The 17,016-nt window shown below is 70.2% G+C and carries 15 protein-coding genes, 1 tRNA gene and 1 riboswitch; of the genes, 12 read left to right on the top strand and 4 right to left on the bottom strand.

Features of this window, described 5'->3' with window-relative positions; translation table 11 throughout:
• The first annotated feature begins 77 nt into the window (after positions 1 to 77).
• The 8 genes from IGS69_RS13805 to IGS69_RS13770 all read left to right on the top strand — a co-directional run bounded on the left by IGS69_RS13805 (position 78) and on the right by IGS69_RS13770 (position 9,098).
• On the top strand, positions 78 to 1,025 hold the full coding sequence (locus IGS69_RS13805; RefSeq protein WP_190899607.1) for a LysM peptidoglycan-binding domain-containing protein: 948 nt from the start codon (positions 78 to 80) through the stop codon (positions 1,023 to 1,025).
• Positions 1,026 to 1,253: 228 nt separating this feature from the next.
• A riboswitch (cyclic di-AMP (ydaO/yuaA leader) is annotated at positions 1,254 to 1,420 on the top strand.
• Positions 1,421 to 1,423: 3 nt separating this feature from the next.
• Positions 1,424 to 2,110: a transglycosylase family protein gene (locus IGS69_RS13800; protein ID WP_190899605.1), complete on the top strand. Its 687-nt coding sequence runs from the start codon at positions 1,424 to 1,426 to the stop codon at positions 2,108 to 2,110.
• 251 nt (positions 2,111 to 2,361) lie between these two features.
• Positions 2,362 to 3,642 carry a phosphopyruvate hydratase gene (gene eno, locus IGS69_RS13795; RefSeq protein WP_190899603.1) on the top strand — a complete coding sequence of 427 codons (1,281 nt, stop codon included), beginning with the start codon at positions 2,362 to 2,364 and terminating at the stop codon, positions 3,640 to 3,642.
• A 102-nt stretch (positions 3,643 to 3,744) separates the two neighbouring features.
• Positions 3,745 to 4,221 carry an FtsB family cell division protein gene (locus tag IGS69_RS13790; RefSeq protein ID WP_190899601.1) on the top strand — a complete coding sequence of 159 codons (477 nt, stop codon included), beginning with the start codon at positions 3,745 to 3,747 and terminating at the stop codon, positions 4,219 to 4,221.
• Positions 4,222 to 4,274: 53 nt separating this feature from the next.
• A complete protein-coding gene (locus tag IGS69_RS13785; protein ID WP_190899599.1) occupies positions 4,275 to 4,805 on the top strand; it encodes a DUF501 domain-containing protein in 531 nt (176 codons plus the stop codon).
• On the top strand, positions 4,802 to 5,743 hold the full coding sequence (locus IGS69_RS13780) for a Ppx/GppA phosphatase family protein (protein ID WP_190899597.1): 942 nt from the start codon (positions 4,802 to 4,804) through the stop codon (positions 5,741 to 5,743). The genes IGS69_RS13785 and IGS69_RS13780 overlap by 4 nt, the downstream gene beginning before the upstream one ends.
• A 420-nt stretch (positions 5,744 to 6,163) precedes the next feature.
• Positions 6,164 to 7,552: an NAD(P)/FAD-dependent oxidoreductase gene (locus IGS69_RS13775; protein WP_190899595.1), complete on the top strand. Its 1,389-nt coding sequence runs from the start codon at positions 6,164 to 6,166 to the stop codon at positions 7,550 to 7,552.
• Between the two features lie 253 nt (positions 7,553 to 7,805).
• Positions 7,806 to 9,098 carry a class I SAM-dependent methyltransferase gene (locus IGS69_RS13770; RefSeq protein WP_190899593.1) on the top strand — a complete coding sequence of 431 codons (1,293 nt, stop codon included), beginning with the start codon at positions 7,806 to 7,808 and terminating at the stop codon, positions 9,096 to 9,098.
• A gap of 54 nt (positions 9,099 to 9,152) precedes the next feature.
• Here IGS69_RS13770 and IGS69_RS13765 read toward each other — a convergent pair whose 3' ends face one another.
• Together IGS69_RS13765 and IGS69_RS13760 are read right to left on the bottom strand one after the other, a co-directional pair.
• Positions 9,153 to 11,681 carry an ABC transporter permease gene (locus IGS69_RS13765; RefSeq protein WP_190899591.1) on the bottom strand — a complete coding sequence of 843 codons (2,529 nt, stop codon included), beginning with the start codon at positions 11,679 to 11,681 and terminating at the stop codon, positions 9,153 to 9,155.
• 49 nt (positions 11,682 to 11,730) lie between these two features.
• On the bottom strand, positions 11,731 to 12,501 hold the full coding sequence (locus IGS69_RS13760; RefSeq protein WP_190899589.1) for an ABC transporter ATP-binding protein: 771 nt from the start codon (positions 12,499 to 12,501) through the stop codon (positions 11,731 to 11,733).
• A 416-nt stretch (positions 12,502 to 12,917) separates the two neighbouring features.
• Between IGS69_RS13760 and IGS69_RS13755 the strand changes: the two genes are divergently transcribed.
• The 3 genes from IGS69_RS13755 to IGS69_RS13745 all read left to right on the top strand — a co-directional run bounded on the left by IGS69_RS13755 (position 12,918) and on the right by IGS69_RS13745 (position 15,377).
• Positions 12,918 to 13,001 (top strand) — tRNA-Leu (locus tag IGS69_RS13755).
• 134 nt (positions 13,002 to 13,135) lie between these two features.
• Positions 13,136 to 14,311 (top strand): 4-hydroxybenzoate 3-monooxygenase, encoded by a 1,176-nt coding sequence (locus IGS69_RS13750; protein ID WP_190899587.1) that lies wholly within the window; start codon positions 13,136 to 13,138, stop codon positions 14,309 to 14,311.
• A gap of 157 nt (positions 14,312 to 14,468) precedes the next feature.
• Positions 14,469 to 15,377: a Bax inhibitor-1/YccA family protein gene (locus IGS69_RS13745; RefSeq protein WP_190899585.1), complete on the top strand. Its 909-nt coding sequence runs from the start codon at positions 14,469 to 14,471 to the stop codon at positions 15,375 to 15,377.
• A gap of 79 nt (positions 15,378 to 15,456) precedes the next feature.
• Here IGS69_RS13745 and IGS69_RS13740 read toward each other — a convergent pair whose 3' ends face one another.
• Entirely contained in the window at positions 15,457 to 15,687 is a 231-nt protein-coding gene (locus IGS69_RS13740) for a DUF4287 domain-containing protein (RefSeq protein ID WP_190899583.1), read from the bottom strand.
• 101 nt (positions 15,688 to 15,788) lie between these two features.
• On the opposite strand from IGS69_RS13740, the gene IGS69_RS13735 reads away from it, so the two are divergent.
• Complete coding sequence (locus tag IGS69_RS13735) at positions 15,789 to 16,094, top strand: hypothetical protein (protein ID WP_190899581.1); 306 nt, start codon at positions 15,789 to 15,791, stop codon at positions 16,092 to 16,094.
• A 94-nt stretch (positions 16,095 to 16,188) separates the two neighbouring features.
• Here the strand turns inward: IGS69_RS13735 and IGS69_RS13730 are convergent, their stop codons facing one another.
• Positions 16,189 to 16,971 (bottom strand): hypothetical protein, encoded by a 783-nt coding sequence (locus tag IGS69_RS13730; RefSeq protein ID WP_190899579.1) that lies wholly within the window; start codon positions 16,969 to 16,971, stop codon positions 16,189 to 16,191.
• Positions 16,972 to 17,016: the final 45 nt, after the last annotated feature.

Here is a 17,016-nt window from a genome sequence, read left to right as displayed (position 1 = left end):
CTGCCTATACGTTCACCCATCAACGAGGCGGGGAATCACGCCGCGTCGGTCACTGCTGTCTCGCGAAAGGTCTCCGTATGCTCTCCGGGAACGGTCGGCACCGTCGCCCCCGCCAGGCTCCGGCTCTCCTCGTCGCGGCCGGGGTGACCGGCTCCGCCATCGCGATCCCGCTCCTCGGGGCCTCCGGCGCCAGTGCGGCCGACGGCACGACCTGGGACCGGGTCGCCGACTGCGAGACCGGCGGCGCGTGGAGCCAGAACAGCGGCAACGGCTACTACGGCGGCCTGCAGTTGTCCCAGGAGGACTGGGAGAACCACGGCGGTCTCGACTACGCGGCGAGCGCCGACCTGGCCAGCCGCTCCCAGCAGATAGCCGTGGCCGAGAGAATCCTCGCCGACCAGGGGGTCGGCGCGTGGCGCACCTGCGGACTGCTCTCCGGGCTCGAGCAGGGCGAGGGCTCGGACTCCGGCGCATCCGGTTCGTCCGCCCCGACGGACTCGCCCGGCCTCCTCGACTCGCTCGGGTCGTCGCCGTCCGCGAGCCCTTCCTCGTCCCCGTCGTCGTCGCCCGGCACGGAGGATGAAAAGTCCAAGTCGGACAAGTCGTCTGAATCCGCCGACTCGGCGTCGCGGAACGAGGGATCCGGCGGCTCTGCGTCGGCCACCCCCGGGAGCGGCGAGGCCGGCAACTCGCGCCAGGCGGACGAATCCTCGGCCCAGACCGGTACCGGCTCCGGCCGCCACCGCGGCCCCAGTGCCGACGAATCCCTCCCGTCCGGCAGCGGCGGTGCGGACGAGTCCACGGGCCGTCACGCCTCGCGCGGCGACGGAGGCTCCGGCGACGCCGTCCAGGGCGACTACATCGTGGGAGTCGGCGACAGCCTGTGGTCCATTGCCGACTCCCTTGACGTCAGCGGTGGATGGTACGAGCTCTACGAGGACAACGAGAAGGCCGTCGGTTCGGACCCGGACCTCATCCTCCCCGGTGAGAAGCTCACGGTGGAGGGCGAAGGGGACGAGAAGTAGCCGTTCGGGCAGTGCGGAAACGGGGGCGGAAGTCACCCCGAAACCGCGCGAGTTCGCGTCATACTTCGCGGTGAATGTCCTGTTTGGGGTCCGTGAGAGATAGATCTCAGAAGCCCTGATCGTCTTTGAAATTCCGTGGATCGCGTGTCTACGGTCATGACCGCTCGCCACCGCGAGCCCCGGCTGCCGCAACGCCGAATCCTGCCAGCGGCCGTACGGGAACAGTCGTCGCGTCAAGCGCCGTAGGCAGGAGCGGGGGACCCAAGGTAGGTGCCCGACCGGCCAGTTGCGCCGGAAGGGCTTGGGGTGAAGCCGTGTCCCGGGAGGGACACGGCCGGGCAACTCAACCGGCCCGAACCCGACAGCTCACCTCGCAGGCGTCGGTGAGGGGATCCACCATGCTGTTTTCCGGCAAGGGCAAGCACCGTCGTCCGTCCAAGGCCACCCGTGCCATCGCCGTCGCCGGTGTCGCCGGTGCCGCCGTCGCCGCCCCGCTGATGGCGGCCGGCAACGCCTCCGCCGCCACCGCCTCCGAGTGGGACGCCGTCGCCCAGTGCGAGGCCGGCGGCAACTGGTCCATCAACACCGGCAACGGCTACTACGGCGGTCTGCAGTTCTCCGCCTCCACGTGGGCCGGCTACGGCGGCACCAAGTACGCCGCCACCGCCGACCAGGCCACCAAGGCGCAGCAGATCGAGATCGGCGAGAAGGTCCTCGCGGGTCAGGGCAAGGGCGCCTGGCCGGTCTGCGGCAAGGGCCTGTCGAGCGCCGCCTACACCGGCGGCGGTTCCACCGACTCCGGCAGCTCCGCGCAGAGCGAGCAGAGCACGGAGTCCCGCGAGACCCAGCAGCCGGCCTCCCGCTCCGACGAGCGCCCGGCCGCGAAGAAGACCGTCACCACCCCGACCGGCAAGAAGGTCAAGAAGGGCGACGGCGAGTACAAGGTCGTCAAGGGCGACACCCTGAGCTCGATCGCGGCCGAGGAGAAGGTCAAGGGCGGCTGGGAGAAGCTCTTCGAGCTGAACAAGGACATCGTCGAGGACGCCAACCTCATCTACCCGGGCCAGCAGCTGCACCTGAAGTAAGCAGCGGCCACCCCCGTCCCCACGGGCTCCCCGCCCCGGTGCGTCATCCCCCGTACGCACCGGGGCGGGGTTTTTTCGGCAACCGGCTTTGTTCCGTTCGGAAACAATTTACGCTCGGTTCTGTCCATGGGGTGGGCGACCCGGTGGCCGATCGCCCCGAGCCGGTTAGGCTCATGTCGCGAGCCACCGGGCCCGCACCTCGCCGGGTCCACGCGACCCGCGTACCGCGTCACATCAAGAAGGAGATGCTCGTGCCGTCCATCGACGTCGTCGTAGCCCGGGAAATCCTGGACTCCCGAGGCAACCCCACGGTCGAGGTCGAGGTCGGCCTCGACGACGGCAGCACCGGTCGTGCCGCCGTCCCGTCCGGCGCCTCCACGGGCGCCTTCGAGGCCATCGAGCTCCGCGACGGCGACCCGAACCGCTACCTCGGCAAGGGTGTGGAGAAGGCCGTCCTCGCGGTCATCGAGCAGATCGGCCCGGAGCTGGTCGGCTATGACGCCACCGAGCAGCGCCTGATCGACCAGGCGATGTTCGACCTGGACGCCACCGACAACAAGGGCTCCCTCGGCGCCAACGCCATCCTCGGCGTCTCGCTCGCCGTCGCCCACGCCGCCTCCGAGGCCAGCGACCTGCCGCTGTTCCGCTACCTGGGCGGCCCGAACGCGCACCTGCTGCCGGTGCCGATGATGAACATCCTGAACGGCGGCTCGCACGCCGACTCCAACGTGGACATCCAGGAGTTCATGATCGCCCCGATCGGCGCGGAGTCCTTCTCCGAGGCGCTGCGCTGGGGCACCGAGGTCTACCACACCCTCAAGAAGGTGCTGAAGGGCCGCGGCCTGTCCACCGGCCTCGGCGACGAGGGCGGCTTCGCACCGAACCTCGGCTCCAACCGCGAGGCCCTCGACCTCATCCTCGAGGCGATCAACGAGGCCGGCTACACCCCCGGCGAGCAGATCGCCCTGGCGCTCGACGTCGCCGCCTCCGAGTTCTACAAGGACGGCGTCTACACGTTCGAGGGCAAGGCGCGCTCGGCGGCCGACATGACCGAGTACTACGCGGAGCTCGTCGACGCGTACCCGCTCGTCTCCATCGAGGACCCGCTGTTCGAGGACGACTGGGAGGGCTGGAAGACCATCACCGCCAAGCTCGGTGACAAGGTCCAGCTCGTCGGCGACGACCTGTTCGTCACCAACCCCGAGCGCCTCGCCCGCGGCATCGAGGAGGGCGCCGCCAACGCGCTGCTGGTCAAGGTCAACCAGATCGGCTCGCTCACCGAGACCCTGGACGCCGTCGAGCTGGCCCAGCGCAACGGCTTCAAGTGCATGATGTCGCACCGCTCCGGCGAGACCGAGGACGTCACGATCGCCGACCTGGCCGTCGCCACCAACTGCGGCCAGATCAAGACCGGTGCCCCGGCCCGCTCCGAGCGCGTCGCCAAGTACAACCAGCTGCTGCGCATCGAGGAGATCCTCGACGACGCCGCGGTCTACGCCGGCCGCAGCGCCTTCCCGCGCTTCAAGGGCTGACCCCGGCCACAAGAGGCAGCGTCGTACGTACGTCCCCGTACTCGGTCCCGTACCGTGTCCGGGGACGTACGCGCGTGTGACGGTGGAGCGGGAGGCGGACAGATGGCCGTGAAGGACCGGGACCGGTTCTCCACCGCGACCAGGATCCGGCTGCTCGGTGAGCAGACCGCGGCCCGGGTCTACCGTTCGCAGACCAAGCGCCAGGCCCGCCGCTCGCGGCTGACCGGCCGGGCCGCGCTGCTCGCCCTGGTGCTCTGCTCGCTGATCGTGGCCCTGGCCTACCCGATGCGGGAGTATGTCTCGCAGCGCGCCGAGATCGACGACCTCCAGCGCGAACGGCGGCAGGCCCGCGAGCGCGTCGAACGGCTGCGCGACCTGAAGGCGCGCTGGCAGGACGACGCGTACGCCGAACAGCAGATCCGGCGGCGGTTGCACTACGTCATGCCGGGGGAGACGGGCTTCATCGTCGTCGACCCGCACGCGGCGAAGCAGTCGCGCACCGACCTGGGGGCGGCCGACCGCCCCTGGTACTCGAACGTCTGGGACGGGGTCGACAAGGCCGACGCCGCCGGCCGGTGACCCGAGTCCCGCTCAGTGACCTGAACCCAGAGAAAGACAGCCTGAAGACAGTCATGGAAACGCCCCCGCCGACCACCCCGCGCACCGAGCCCACCGACGCCGACGTCGAGGCCTTCAAGCAGCAGCTCGGTCGGCCCCCGCGCGGTCTGCGCGCGATCGCGCACCGCTGCCCGTGCGGACAGCCCGACGTCGTCGAGACGGCCCCGCGGCTGCCGGACGGCACGCCGTTCCCCACGCTGTACTACCTGACGTGCCCGAAGGCGAACTCGGCCATCGGCACGCTGGAGGCCAACGGCGTGATGAAGGAGATGACCGAGCGGCTGGCCTCGGACCCGGAGCTCGCGGCGGCCTACCGGGCCGCCCATGAGGACTACATCCGGCGGCGCGACGAGATCGAGGAGCTGAAGAACTTCCCGAGCGCGGGCGGCATGCCGGACCGGGTGAAGTGCCTGCACGTCCTGGTGGCCCATTCGCTGGCCGCGGGGCCGGGCGTGAACCCGCTGGGCGACGAGGCTCTGGCGATGCTGCCCGAGTGGTGGCGCAAGGGCGCCTGTGTGACGACCGCCGAGGAGGACGCCCAGTGACCCGTGTCGCCGCCGTGGACTGCGGTACGAACTCCATTCGGCTCCTGGTCGCCGACGTCGACCCCGCCACCGGGGAGCTCGTCGACCTGGACCGCCGGATGACGATCGTGCGGCTCGGGCAGGGGGTCGACCGCACCGGCCGGCTCGCCCCCGAGGCGCTCCAGCGGACCTTCGCGGCGTGCCGCGAGTACGCCGCGATCATCAAGGAGCACGGGGCGGAGCGGCTGCGGTTCGTGGCGACGTCCGCCTCCCGGGACGCCGAGAACCGCGACGAGTTCGTGCGCGGCGTGCTGGACATCCTGGGCGTCGAGCCCGAGGTGATCTCCGGGGACCAGGAGGCCGAGTTCTCCTTCACCGGCGCCACCAAGGAGCTCGCCGGGAGCGACCACCTTCCGACGCCCTACCTCGTCGTGGACATCGGCGGCGGCTCGACCGAGTTCGTCGTGGGCGACGACCGGGTCCGGGCGGCCCGCTCGGTGGACGTCGGCTGTGTCCGCATGACCGAGCGGCACCTGGTCCGGGACGGCGTGGTGAGCGACCCGCCCTCCGAGGAGCAGATCGCGGCGATGCGGGCCGACATCGAGGCCGCGCTCGACCTCGCCGAGCAGACGGTTCCGCTGCGCGAGGCGCGCACGCTGGTGGGCCTGGCCGGGTCCGTGACGACCGTGTCGGCGATCGCGCAGGAGCTGCCCGAGTACGACTCCGGGGCCATCCACCACTCCCGCGTCTCCCGCGAGAAGGTCCGCGAGATCACCGACTGGCTGCTGCGCTCCACCCACGCCGAGCGCGCGGCCGTGCCCTCCATGCACCCGGGCCGGGTCGACGTGATCGGGGCGGGTGCCCTGGTGCTCCTGTCGATCATGGAGCGGATCGGCGCGCAGGAGGTCATCGTGAGCGAGCACGACATCCTGGACGGCATCGCATGGTCGGTCGCGTAGCCCGCTTCTGAGCAGGCATGGATCACGAATGAGCGTGTCCCGGGGTCCGGAGGGACCTCCGGGCGACGGTCTGTCGGGAAAGTTCGTGAAGTTCTTCACAAGGAATTCGGCCCTCCCGGGCGAAGAGAAGGGCCCGGTTGACCCGTCCGGGGACTGAACGGCCCTTTGAACATGTTCAGAAGCATGGTATGGAGGGGGTCGGGAAGCTGCTCGGGGTGGCGCTCGGGGAGGGCCTCACGGGGGCTCCAACGGCGCAGAGAGGCAGCTCACACGGCATTGACAACGCTCCGGGGTGCACAAAGGAGCCCGGTTGTCACCATGACGTGGATCACGCGGGCCGCGGAGGATAGCACACACCCCACCCAAGCTTGTGAAGGGGCGCACGAGCCACCCCCCTGAGGCGGGTGGATACTCGATGGCATGAGCACCACGGAGCGTCCCAGGATCCTCGTAGTAGGCGGTGGGTACGTAGGCCTGTACGCAGCTCGGCGCATCCAGAAGAAGATGCGCTACGGCGAGGCGACCGTCACGGTCGTCGACCCCCGGTCGTACATGACCTACCAGCCCTTCCTCCCCGAAGCCGCCGCCGGCAACATCTCCCCGCGCCACGTCGTCGTCCCGCTGCGACGCGTGCTGCCCAAGGCGGAGGTTCTCACCGGCCGGGTCACCACCATCGACCAGGACCGCAAGGTCGCCACGGTCTCCCCGCTGGTCGGCGAGGCCTACGAGCTGCCCTTCGACTACCTGGTGATCGCGCTCGGCGCGGTCTCCCGCACCTTCCCGATCCCCGGCCTCGCGGAGCAGGGCATCGGCATGAAGGGCGTCGAGGAGGCCATCGGCCTGCGCAACCACGTCCTCGAGCAGCTCGACAAGGCCGACTCCACCACCGACGAGGAGATCCGCCGCAAGGCGCTCACCTTCGTCTTCGTGGGCGGCGGTTTCGCCGGTGCGGAGACCATCGGCGAGGTCGAGGACATGGCCCGGGACGCCTCGAAGTACTACAAGAACGTGTCCCGTGAGGACATGCGCTTCATCCTGGTCGACGCCGCTGACAAGATCCTCCCCGAGGTCGGCCCCAAGCTCGGCAAGTACGGCAAGGAGCACCTCGAGGGCCGCGGCGTCGAGGTCTACCTGTCCACCTCCATGGACTCCTGCGTCGACGGCCACGTGGTGCTGAAGAACGGCCTCGAGGTCGACTCCAACACCATCGTGTGGACCGCCGGCGTCAAGCCCAACCCGGCCCTGGCCCGCTACGGCCTGCCGCTGGGCCCCCGCGGTCACGTCGACTGCGAGCCGACCCTCCAGGTCAAGGGCACCGACTACATCTGGGCCGCCGGCGACAACGCCCAGGTCCCGGACCTCGTCGGCCGCAAGGCGGGCAACGAGAACGCCTGGTGCCCGCCGAACGCCCAGCACGCGCTGCGCCAGGCCAAGGTCCTCGGCGACAACGTGGTCTCCGGCATGCGGGGCTTCCCGCAGAAGGAGTACAGCCACGCCAACAAGGGCGCGGTGGCCGGTCTCGGCCTCCACAAGGGCGTCGCGATGATCGTCATGGGCAAGATGAAGATCAAGCTCAAGGGCCGTCTCGCCTGGTACATGCACCGTGGCTACCACGGTCTGGCCATGCCGACCTGGAACCGCAAGATCCGCGTCTTCGCCGACTGGACCCTGGCGATGTTCCTCAAGCGCGAGGTCGTCTCGCTCGGCGCGATGGAGACGCCGCGCGAGGAGTTCTACGAGGCCGCCAAGCCGGCCCCGGTCGCCGCCGCGCCGAAGGAGAAGACCGAGGAGAAGGCCAAGGCCTCCTGACCTCCGGTCGGTCATCCGCCTGACGAAGGGCCTCCCGCCATCCGTGGTGCGGGAGGCCCTTCGGCGTGCCCGGCCCGCGCGTCCGGGCGGGCGAACGCGCGGGCGAAGGGGCGGTTTTGCCCAGTCGTGACGCGTGCCGGGGACTGCGCCCGAGCCCCGCAGGTGTTTACGTGGTGTCGGACATTCCGGGATTCCCTTCCCCAAGCTCTCGACTTCGCTCGAGCAGGGGATGCCCCAATCGGAGGTGCACACCATGGCAGACGCCGCGCCGCGGCTGCAGGGCCTCTTCACACAGTTGCTGGGAGCACCGCTCCCGGTGCGCATCCGCGCCTGGGACGGTTCGCAGTCCGGCCCGCCGGGCGCACCGACCCTGGTCGTACGCAACCGCCGCGCGCTGCGCCGCCTGCTGTGGAAGCCGGGCGAACTGGGCCTGGCCCGCGCCTGGGTGGCGGGCGACCTCGACATCGAGGGCGACCTCTACGCGACCCTCGATCTGCTGGCCGGTCTCATCTGGGAGCGCGGCGAGGACGCCCGCACCCTCGCCCAGGCCCTGCGCGACCCCGAGGTCCGCGCCGCCGTCCGCGGACTGGTCAGGCTCGCCGGGCCCCCGCTGCCGCCCGCCCCGCCCCGCGAGGAAGCCCGCAACCCCCGCCGCCACCTGCACACCAAGCGCACCGACCGACGCGCCATCAGCCACCACTACGACGTCGGCAACGACTTCTACGAGATCGTCCTCGGCCCGTCCATGGTGTACTCCTGCGCCTACTGGCCCACCCCGGACAGCACCCTCGAAGAGGCCCAGCGGGACAAGCTCGAACTCGTCTGCCGCAAGCTGGGTCTGAGACCCGGCCTGCGGCTGCTCGACGTCGGCTGCGGCTGGGGCTCGATGGCCATCCACGCGGCCCGCGAGCACGGCGCGCGCGTCGTCGGCGTCACGCTCTCCCAGGAGCAGGCCGCCTACGCCCGCAAGCGCGTCGCCGACGAGGGCCTCACCGACAAGGTCGAGATCCGCGTCCAGGACTACCGCGACGTCCGCGACGGGCCCTACGACGCGATCTCCTCCATCGGCATGGCCGAACACGTCGGCGCCGACCGGTACCTGGAGTACGCCGCCGACCTGTACGGCCTGCTCAAGCCCGGCGGGCGGCTGCTCAACCACCAGATCGCCCGCCGCCCGCAGGGGGACGAGACGGCGTACAGCGTCGACGCCTTCATCGACTCCTACGTCTTCCCCGACGGCGAGCTCCAGCCGATCGGCGCGACCGTGGCCCAGCTGGAGCGCGCCGGGTTCGAGGTGCGCGACGTCGAGGCGATCCGCGAGCACTACGCCCTCACCCTGCGCCGCTGGGTCGAGCGCCTCGAGGCCGACTGGCAGCGCGCCGCCCGGCTCACCAGCCCGGGCCGCGCCCGCGTCTGGCGCCTCTACATGGCCGCCTCCGCCGTGGCCTTCGAACGCAACCGCATCGGCGTCAACCAGGTCCTCGCCGTGCGCACTCCCGAGTCCGGGACGTCGGGCCTGCCGCTGCGCGCCCGCACCTGGAACTGACCACGGCGAAGGGCCCCTCTCCCCGGGTGGGAAAGGGGCCCTTCGCGCGTCCCGCTACTCCGCCTTGATGGCCTCCAGCATGTTCAGCCGCGCCGCGCGCCGGGCCGGCCACAGCGCCGCGAGGACGCCCACCGTCGCGGCCAGCAGCAGGAAGAGACCGATCCGCGCCCACGGCAGGACCAGCTCGTAGGTCGCCATCTTCGAGGCCAGCGGCTCACCGGCCGCCCAGCCGAAGAACACGCCGAGACCGATGCCCAGCACCGCGCCGAACAGGGAGATCACCAGGGACTCGATGCGGACCATCCGCTTGATGCCCTTGCGGTCGAGGCCGATCGCGCGGAGCATGCCGATCTCCTGCGAGCGCTCGAAGACGGACATGGCCAGGGTGTTGACGACACCGAGGACCGCCACGATCACCGCCATCGCGAGCAGGCCGTAGACCATGTTCAGCATCAGCGTGAACATCTCCGCGATCTCGTTGGAGATGTCGTCCTTGGACTGCACCTTGACGGCCGGGTTGGTGCCGAGGGCCTTCTCCAGCTTGTCCTGCACCGCGTCGGACGTGCCGTCCGCGGTCTTCACCATGACCTTCATGTTGTACGGGTCCGCCTCGTGCGGGGCGAGGACCTTCTCGTCGAGCAGGATGCCGCTGAGGAACTCGTTGCCCTTGTAGGTGCCGGCGACCGTGAGCTTCTGCTTCTCGCCGTCCGCGAAGGAGGCGGTGAAGGCGGAACCGGTCTTCCAGCCGTAGGACTTGGCGGTCTCGCTGTCCACGACGACCTGGGTGCCGCCGACCTTGAAGGACCCGCCGTCCACCTTCGGGCCGACCAGGTCGCCGATCGTGGCGCCGTTGATGCCGGTCAGGTACTCGCTCCGGCCGTCGATCCGGGATTCGGCGTTGAGCATCGGGCTGGTGGCGGTGACGTCACCGGCCTGCTTCAGCTGCTTCTCCACGTCCGGCGACAGCGGGTTGCCGTTCGCCATGGACACCACGTAGTCGGCCTTGATCGACGCCGACGCCAGCTTTTCGATCGCCTGCTGCAGACTGCCCGCCATCACCGTCATGCCGGTGATCAGGGTCAGGCCGATCATCAGCGCGGAGGCGGTGGCCGCCGTACGGCGCGGGTTGCGCACCGAGTTCTGCCGGGCCAGCTTGCCCGGCGTGCCGAACGTGCGCAGCAGCGGCGCGGCGGCGGCGATCAGCGGGCGGGACAGCAGCGGGGTCAGGATGAACACACCGGTGATGAGCAGCATCGCGCCGAAGCCCATCGGCATCTGGCCGTCCGTGCCGTCCATGGTCGTGGCCACGAGGACCACCGCGACGCCCGCGGCCGAGACCAGGGCGCCCAGCGTGTTGCGCAGCACCAGGGACTTGGTCGTGGCCTTGGCGTGCACGCTGCTCATGGCCGCGACCGGCGCGATCTTCGCGGCGCGGCGGCCGGGCAGCCACGCCGCCAGCATGGTCACCAGCACGCCGACCGCGAGCGCGGCGACGACCGTGCCGGGCGTGATGACCAGCGGCCCGTCGGGCACGGTCGCGTCGAACGTGCCCATCAGGGAGCGCAGTCCGGCCCCGATGCCGATGCCCGCGACCAGACCGGTCACGGCGGCGACCAGGCCGACCACGAAGGCCTCGATGAGCACCGAGCGCGTCACCTGCCGGCGCGAGGCGCCGACCGCACGCATCAGCGCGAGCTCCTTGGTGCGCTGGGCGACCAGCATGGTGAAGGTGTTGGCGATGATGAAGGTGCCGACGAACAGGGCGATGCCGGCGAAGACCAGCAGGGCATTTTGCATGCTGCTCATCGACTGGGAGATCGCCTCCGCCTGGTCGTCGGCGAGTTGCTTCCCGGTGGTGGTGGAGACGGTGCCCTCGGGCAGCGCCTTGTCCAGCTGCGCCTTCAGCGCGGCCTGTGTGACGCCCGGCTCGGCCTTGACGGCGATCTGGTCGTACACGCCCGGCTTGCCCAGCAGCTTCTGGGCGGTCGCCGTGTCGAACAGGGTGAGGCTGCCGCCGGCCGCGACGTTGCCGTCGTCGGTGGTGAAGACGCCGGTGATCTTCGGGGTCAGGACCGGCCCGTCGACGGACATGCGCACGGTGTCGCCGACCTTGTAGCCGGCGCGCTCGGCCGTCCGGGAGTCGATGAGGATCTCACCCGGGCCCTTGGGGGCGCGCCCGCTGACCAGCGGGTAACGGGGGTCCTTGGCGCCCCAGTAATTGCCGCCCTGCGACTGGAAGCCGTCGCCGATGAGCTTTCCGTCCTTGTCGGCGAGGGCCGTGAAGTTCTGCACGACCCCGATGGCGGACGCGGCCCCGGGCACCCGCTCGCTCCTGTCGAACAGCGCCTGGTCCAGTTCATGGCGTTTGCCGACCCGGTCGCCCTCGGCGTCCTGGTAGTCCGCGGTCACGGCGACGTCGACCTGGTCGAAGCCCTTGGCGGAACTCTTCTGGTAGGCGTCGGAGATGGTGTTGGTGAAGACCAGGGTCCCCGACACGAAGGCCACGCCGAGCATCACGGCGAGTACGGTCATCAGGAGCCGGGCCTTGTGCGCGAGCACATTGCGCAAGGCGGTACGGAACATGGGTTTTCTCAGTCCAGTCGGTTCGGGCCGGGGCGTAGATGAGGGGGCGTCAGCTCGTACGGCCCTTGGCGTCGAACGCCTTCATGCGGTCGAGCACGGAGTCGGCCGTCGGCCCGTACATCTCGTCGACGATCCGGCCGTCCGCCAGGAAGATCACCCGGTCCGCGTAGGCCGCGGCCACCGGGTCGTGCGTCACCATCACCACCGTCTGGCCCAGCTCCCGCACCGAGTTGCGCAGGAAGCCCAGCACCTCGGCGCCGGAGCGCGAGTCGAGGTTTCCGGTGGGCTCGTCCCCGAAGATGATCTCGGGCCGGGAGGCCAGCGCCCGGGCCACGGCGACGCGTTGCTGCTGACCGCCGGACAGCTGGGACGGCCGGTGGCCGAGCCGGTCCGCCAGGCCGACCATCCGGATCACGGAGTCCAGCCACTGCTTGTCCGGCTTGCGACCCGCGATGTCCATCGGAAGGGTGATGTTCTCCAGGGCGGTCAGGGTGGGCAGCAGGTTGAACGCCTGGAAGATGAAGCCGATCTTGTCCCGGCGCAGCTTGGTCAGCTGCTTGTCCTTCAGGGAGCCGAGCTCGGTGTCACCGATGCGCACCGAGCCGGAGGAGAACGAGTCGAGCCCGGCCACGCAGTGCATCAGGGTGGACTTGCCGGAGCCGGAGGGGCCCATGATCGCGGTGAACTCGGCCTGCCGGAAGTCGACGGAGACACGGTCCAGGGCGACCACCCGGGTCTCACCCTGCCCGTAGATCTTCGAGAGATCCGTGGCGCGCGCGGCCGCGGTGGTGGCCCGGTCGGTGAGGGATGCGGTGGTCACGGGATGGCTCTCCTGTCGGACGGCTGTGCACGGGGAAGGACGTATTCCATCGTCGGGGCCCCATGGCGCCGTGTAGTCACCCGTAGTTCTGGTTCCGAAGGCCGACTCGGGTCTGACCGCGCCGAGCGGTGTCATACCTGGGGATGACGAACACCCCTGAGGAGCCCCCGTGTCGGGAACCGATGCGTCCGGGTGTCGAGAACAGGTGGAGTGCCCTCGTTCGGGCGGTGAAATTCCGTCATTCCGCATGCGCGGCCGACCGGCACAGGGAAGGCTATTGGCAAGTGCGGATGGCGCGTTCCGTGTGCTGATGCACCCTCAGACGTCAATAAAATAAGACAACATCGGTCCACGCTTCCGCTGTTCGGGGGACCTGTCCCGATAGTCTCGGAACCTCGATGCGGAGCCCACGGCCTGCCCGGATGGTGGAATGCAGACACGGCGAGCTTAAACCTCGCTGCCCCTTCGCGGGCGTGCCGGTTCAAGTCCGGCTCCGGGCACCTTCCGATCCCTGCGTGGTCCATTGAAGAGTTCACGGCCCGACCGTTGACAGCGGCCGCATGCCGTCGGAGACTCACACGCACATGGTGAAGGAAATTTCACCTGGCGAACGTGACTGAGAAGAGGTCGTCCGATGCGCACCACCGTCGGCATCATCGGAGCGGGCCCCGCCGGCCTCCTCCTCGCCCGGCTGCTCCACAACGCGGGCATCGACGCGGTCGTCCTGGAGAGCCGCGACCGCTCCTACGTCGAACGGCGGCAGCGCGCAGGGATCCTGGAGCAGGGCACCGCGGACGTGCTGCGCGCGGCCGGCGCCGGTGAGCGCATGGACCGCGAGGGGCTGCGCCACGACGGCATTGAGCTGCGGTTCGACCGCAGGCGCCACCGCGTGGACTTCCCCGCCCTCACCGGCGGCCGGTCCGTGACCGTCTACGCCCAGACCGAGGTGTGCAAGGACCTCATCGCCCTCCAGCTCCAGGACGGCGGGCCGCTGCTCTTCGAGGCGGAGGCGCTGGCCGTGGAGGACGCCGGCACCGACGCCCCGCGCATCCGCTTCCGGCACGAGGGCCGCGAGGACGTCCTGGAGTGCGCCTACGTCGTCGGCTGCGACGGCTTCTGGGGCGTGGCCCGCAAGGCGATCCCGGCCGGACTCGCCCGCGTCTTCGAACGGACGTACCCCTTCGGCTGGCTCGGCGTCCTCGCCGATGTGCCGCCCTCGCACGACGAGCTCGTCTACGCCCGCCACGACCGCGGCTTCGCCCTGCTCTCCATGCGGTCCCCGGCCGTCTCCCGCCTCTACCTCCAGGTGCCCGACGGCACCGACGCCGGGACATGGAGCGACGAGGAGATCTGGGACGAGCTGGAACGCCGGTTCGAGACCGACGACGACTGGCTCCTGAAGCGCGGCCCGATCACCCAGAAGTCGGTCACCCCCATGCGCTCCTACGTCCACGAGCCCATGCGCCACGGCCGCCTCTTCCTCGCCGGTGACGCGGCCCACATCGTCCCCCCGACCGGGGCCAAGGGTCTGAACCTCGCCGTCGGCGACGTCGTGACCTTCGCCCGGGCCCTGACGCACCAGCAGGAGACCGGCTCACCGGACCTGCTCGACGCCTACTCCGCGACCTGCCTGCGCCGCGTCTGGCAGGCCGAGCGGTTCTCCAACGACATGACGGCCCTGCTGCACCGCGCACCCGCCGCGACGGCCTTCGAGGACCGGCTCCAGCTCGCCCGGCTGGAGCGGATCGCCTCGTCCCGCGCGGCCGAGACGGACCTGGCGGAGGCCTACACGGGCTTCCCGTTCGGCTGAGCCGGGAGTGACCCCCTGTGGTGAGGGGAATCACCAAGCCGCGTAGCGTGTTGCGCAGCACGACGAGGGAAAGATCCTCCCCAAGCAGTAGGGTCATTCCTTTGCCTACCTATTACTCTTGAGCCAAGGCCACGACGTGTGGCCATGGAGGAGTGAAATGAGGAGCAGAAACCCGGTCTTCTCGCGACGGGGGTTCAGCCGCGACAACGGCTACGCGGGCTTCAACACCGCGCCGCAGGCCGGGGGTCCCGCTGTCGCCACCCAGGGCAACCCGTACGCGCAGCCGACGGGCGACCAGTACGCGCAGAACCCGTACGCGCAGAACCCTTACGCCCAGCAGGACCTGCAGTACGGCGCGCCGCCGCAGGCACCGGCCACCACCGGCCGGATGACCATCGACGACGTCGTCCTGCGCACGGCGAGCACGCTCGGTGTGCTCATCCTCACCGCGGCGCTCTCCTGGGCCCTGCTGCCGATCGACGACGCCAACATCAGCCGTAGCTACGGCATCGGTATCGGCGCCGCCCTGATCGGCATGGTCCTGGCGTTCGTGCAGTCCTTCAAGCGCAAGGCCTCGCCCGCGCTGATCCTGACGTACGCCGCGTTCGAGGGCGTGTTCCTCGGCGTCGTCTCCAACATCGTCGACAACCGCATCGCCGACGGTGCGGCCATGCAGGCCGTGATCGGCACGATGGCGGTCTTCGCCGGTGTGCTGATCGCCTACAAGGCCGGCTGGATCCGCGTCAACCGACGCTTCTACGGCTTCGTGATGGCGGCCGCGCTCGGCTTCATCCTGCTGATGACCGTGAACCTGCTGTTCGCGGTGTTCGGCGGCGGTGACGGCCTCGGCTTCCGCAGCGGTCCCCTCGGCATCGTCTTCGGCGTCATCGGCATCATCCTCGGTGCCTGCTTCCTCGCCCTGGACTTCAAGCAGGTCGAGGACGGCATCGCCTACGGTGCCCCGCGCGAGGAGGCCTGGCTCGCGGCCTTCGGCCTCACGCTGACGCTGGTGTGGATCTACCTGGAGTTCCTGAGGCTCATCTCGATCCTCAACAGCAGCGACTAGTCCAGGCAGTCGTAGCGCGAAGGGCCCCGGCTTCGGCCGGGGCCCTTCGTCGTCGTCAGGAGGGGTGCGGTGGGCGCGCCTAGAGCAGTTTGCGCGCGGCCCTCCTCAGGTCGTACTCGTGGATGATCGCCTTGGCGTGGCCGTACGCGAGGTTGTGTTCGTGCCGGAGCCAGCTGACCTTTTCCTCGAAGCGGAAGAGCGCCGGACCGTCTTCGACGGTGCGCAACCAGTCGGAGATCTCACGACCGGTGCAGTGGGGGATGCGGGCGAGCAGGTTGCGGTGGGTCTCTTCGGAGAAGACTTGGGACATCGGCGCCTCCGGACGCTGGGATGTAAGCCGGTCCTTCAGGTCACCGTGCCTGAGTGTCCGCCCGTTGGCAACAGTCCCGCTGGGACGCGTACGCTCGCCGCGTGGTTGATACGACGCCTCTGACCCGTGCGGTGGAGCACTTCGCCGATCGATTGAGGGCCGCGCCCCAGAGCCGGCTGCAGCGGGGAGCTGCCGCCGAGGCCCTCGGGCTGGCCCGGGAGTTGGCCCGCAGGGCGCAGGTCCTCGAGGGCGTGGAGCCCCGGGAGATGCCGGATGCGGGGATGTTCGCAGCGGCAGATCAGATCACCGTCGCCGGGAACGATCTGGCGGTCGTGGCCCCCGGCCGGGCCGACGTCGAGGAAGCCGTGACGTTGGTGGAGGAGGCGCAGAAGCGGGCGGGGGTCTGAGCTTCGTTCGCGGGTGCGGGCCGAGTGTGGTTGCTCGCGCCCACGCGGCGGAGCCGCACATTGATACAGCCCCGCGCCCCTGACGGGGCGCTTCCTAAAGGGACGCGATGACCCGGTCCGCCAGGATGTACACGTTCTCCTCGCCGCATTCGAACGTGAGGGTGTACGCGCCGGAGATGCCGGAGCCGCCCAGGAGGACCGGGGTCGCGCCTGCGCGAAGGGCCGCGGAGAGGTGCTCAGCCGTCTCGCGGTGGCCCGGGGTCATGCACAGGGTCGTGCCGTCGGCGAAGACGTAGACGTCCAGGGTGCCCAGCGGGCCGGGGCGGACGTCCGTCAGCTCGATGCGGGAGGAGGCCAGCTCCTCCAGGGTGGCGACGGTGCGCTCGTGGTCGTTCACGACCGGCGGCTGGGTCGGCACGAAGTCCGGGTGCGAGGGGTGACGTCGGCGGGCCGCGGCCAGCTCCGGGGACTCGGTGGCGGGTTCCTCGGTGTCGGCGCCGGGCTCGGACACCGGCTCCAGGCCCGCGAAATCGGCCTGGCGGGGCAGGAACACATCGACCTCGGGCAGGCCCAGCAGGGAGGGCGCGTCGGAGGCGTCACGGGCCTCCTGGGCGGCCCAGAACGCCCGCGCCTCGGCGAGCTCCCGCTCGCGCTCCTCGGCGAGCGCCGCCGCCACGGCGGCACGTATCTCATCGGTGTCGGCAGCGGTACGGGCGGCGGGCAGCAGCGCCCGGGTGGTGGCGGCGCGGCTCTCGGCCAGCGCGGTGTGCAGGGCCGCGACCTGGCGGCGCAGCTGCAGGACGGTGCGCAGGACGGCGACGCCCACGGCGCCCGTGGCGGCCGTGGTGACCAGCAACGCGATCGGCATGGCGCTCACTGACGTACTCCCGGTTCAAAGTCGACCCCCGACTTCCTACCTCAG

The sequence above is a fragment of the Streptomyces tuirus genome (assembly GCF_014701095.1).
Classification (GTDB): domain Bacteria; phylum Actinomycetota; class Actinomycetes; order Streptomycetales; family Streptomycetaceae; genus Streptomyces; species Streptomyces tuirus.
Note: the sequence above shows the minus strand (reverse complement) of the source record. Positions and strands in the feature narration are given on the sequence as shown.

What these genes read in the sequence shown, in the direction of transcription:
- IGS69_RS13805 (WP_190899607.1), top strand. Translation starts at nt 78, where the DNA reads ATGCTCTCCGGGAACGGTCGGCACCGTCGCCCCCGCCAGGCTCCGGCT.
- IGS69_RS13800 (WP_190899605.1), top strand. Translation starts at nt 1,424, where the DNA reads ATGCTGTTTTCCGGCAAGGGCAAGCACCGTCGTCCGTCCAAGGCCACC.
- IGS69_RS13790 (WP_190899601.1), top strand. Translation starts at nt 3,745, where the DNA reads ATGGCCGTGAAGGACCGGGACCGGTTCTCCACCGCGACCAGGATCCGG.
- IGS69_RS13785 (WP_190899599.1), top strand. Translation starts at nt 4,275, where the DNA reads ATGGAAACGCCCCCGCCGACCACCCCGCGCACCGAGCCCACCGACGCC.
- IGS69_RS13775 (WP_190899595.1), top strand. Translation starts at nt 6,164, where the DNA reads ATGAGCACCACGGAGCGTCCCAGGATCCTCGTAGTAGGCGGTGGGTAC.
- IGS69_RS13770 (WP_190899593.1), top strand. Translation starts at nt 7,806, where the DNA reads ATGGCAGACGCCGCGCCGCGGCTGCAGGGCCTCTTCACACAGTTGCTG.
- IGS69_RS13765 (WP_190899591.1), bottom strand. Translation starts at nt 11,681, where the DNA reads ATGTTCCGTACCGCCTTGCGCAATGTGCTCGCGCACAAGGCCCGGCTC.
- IGS69_RS13750 (WP_190899587.1), top strand. Translation starts at nt 13,136, where the DNA reads ATGCGCACCACCGTCGGCATCATCGGAGCGGGCCCCGCCGGCCTCCTC.
- IGS69_RS13745 (WP_190899585.1), top strand. Translation starts at nt 14,469, where the DNA reads ATGAGGAGCAGAAACCCGGTCTTCTCGCGACGGGGGTTCAGCCGCGAC.
- IGS69_RS13740 (WP_190899583.1), bottom strand. Translation starts at nt 15,687, where the DNA reads ATGTCCCAAGTCTTCTCCGAAGAGACCCACCGCAACCTGCTCGCCCGC.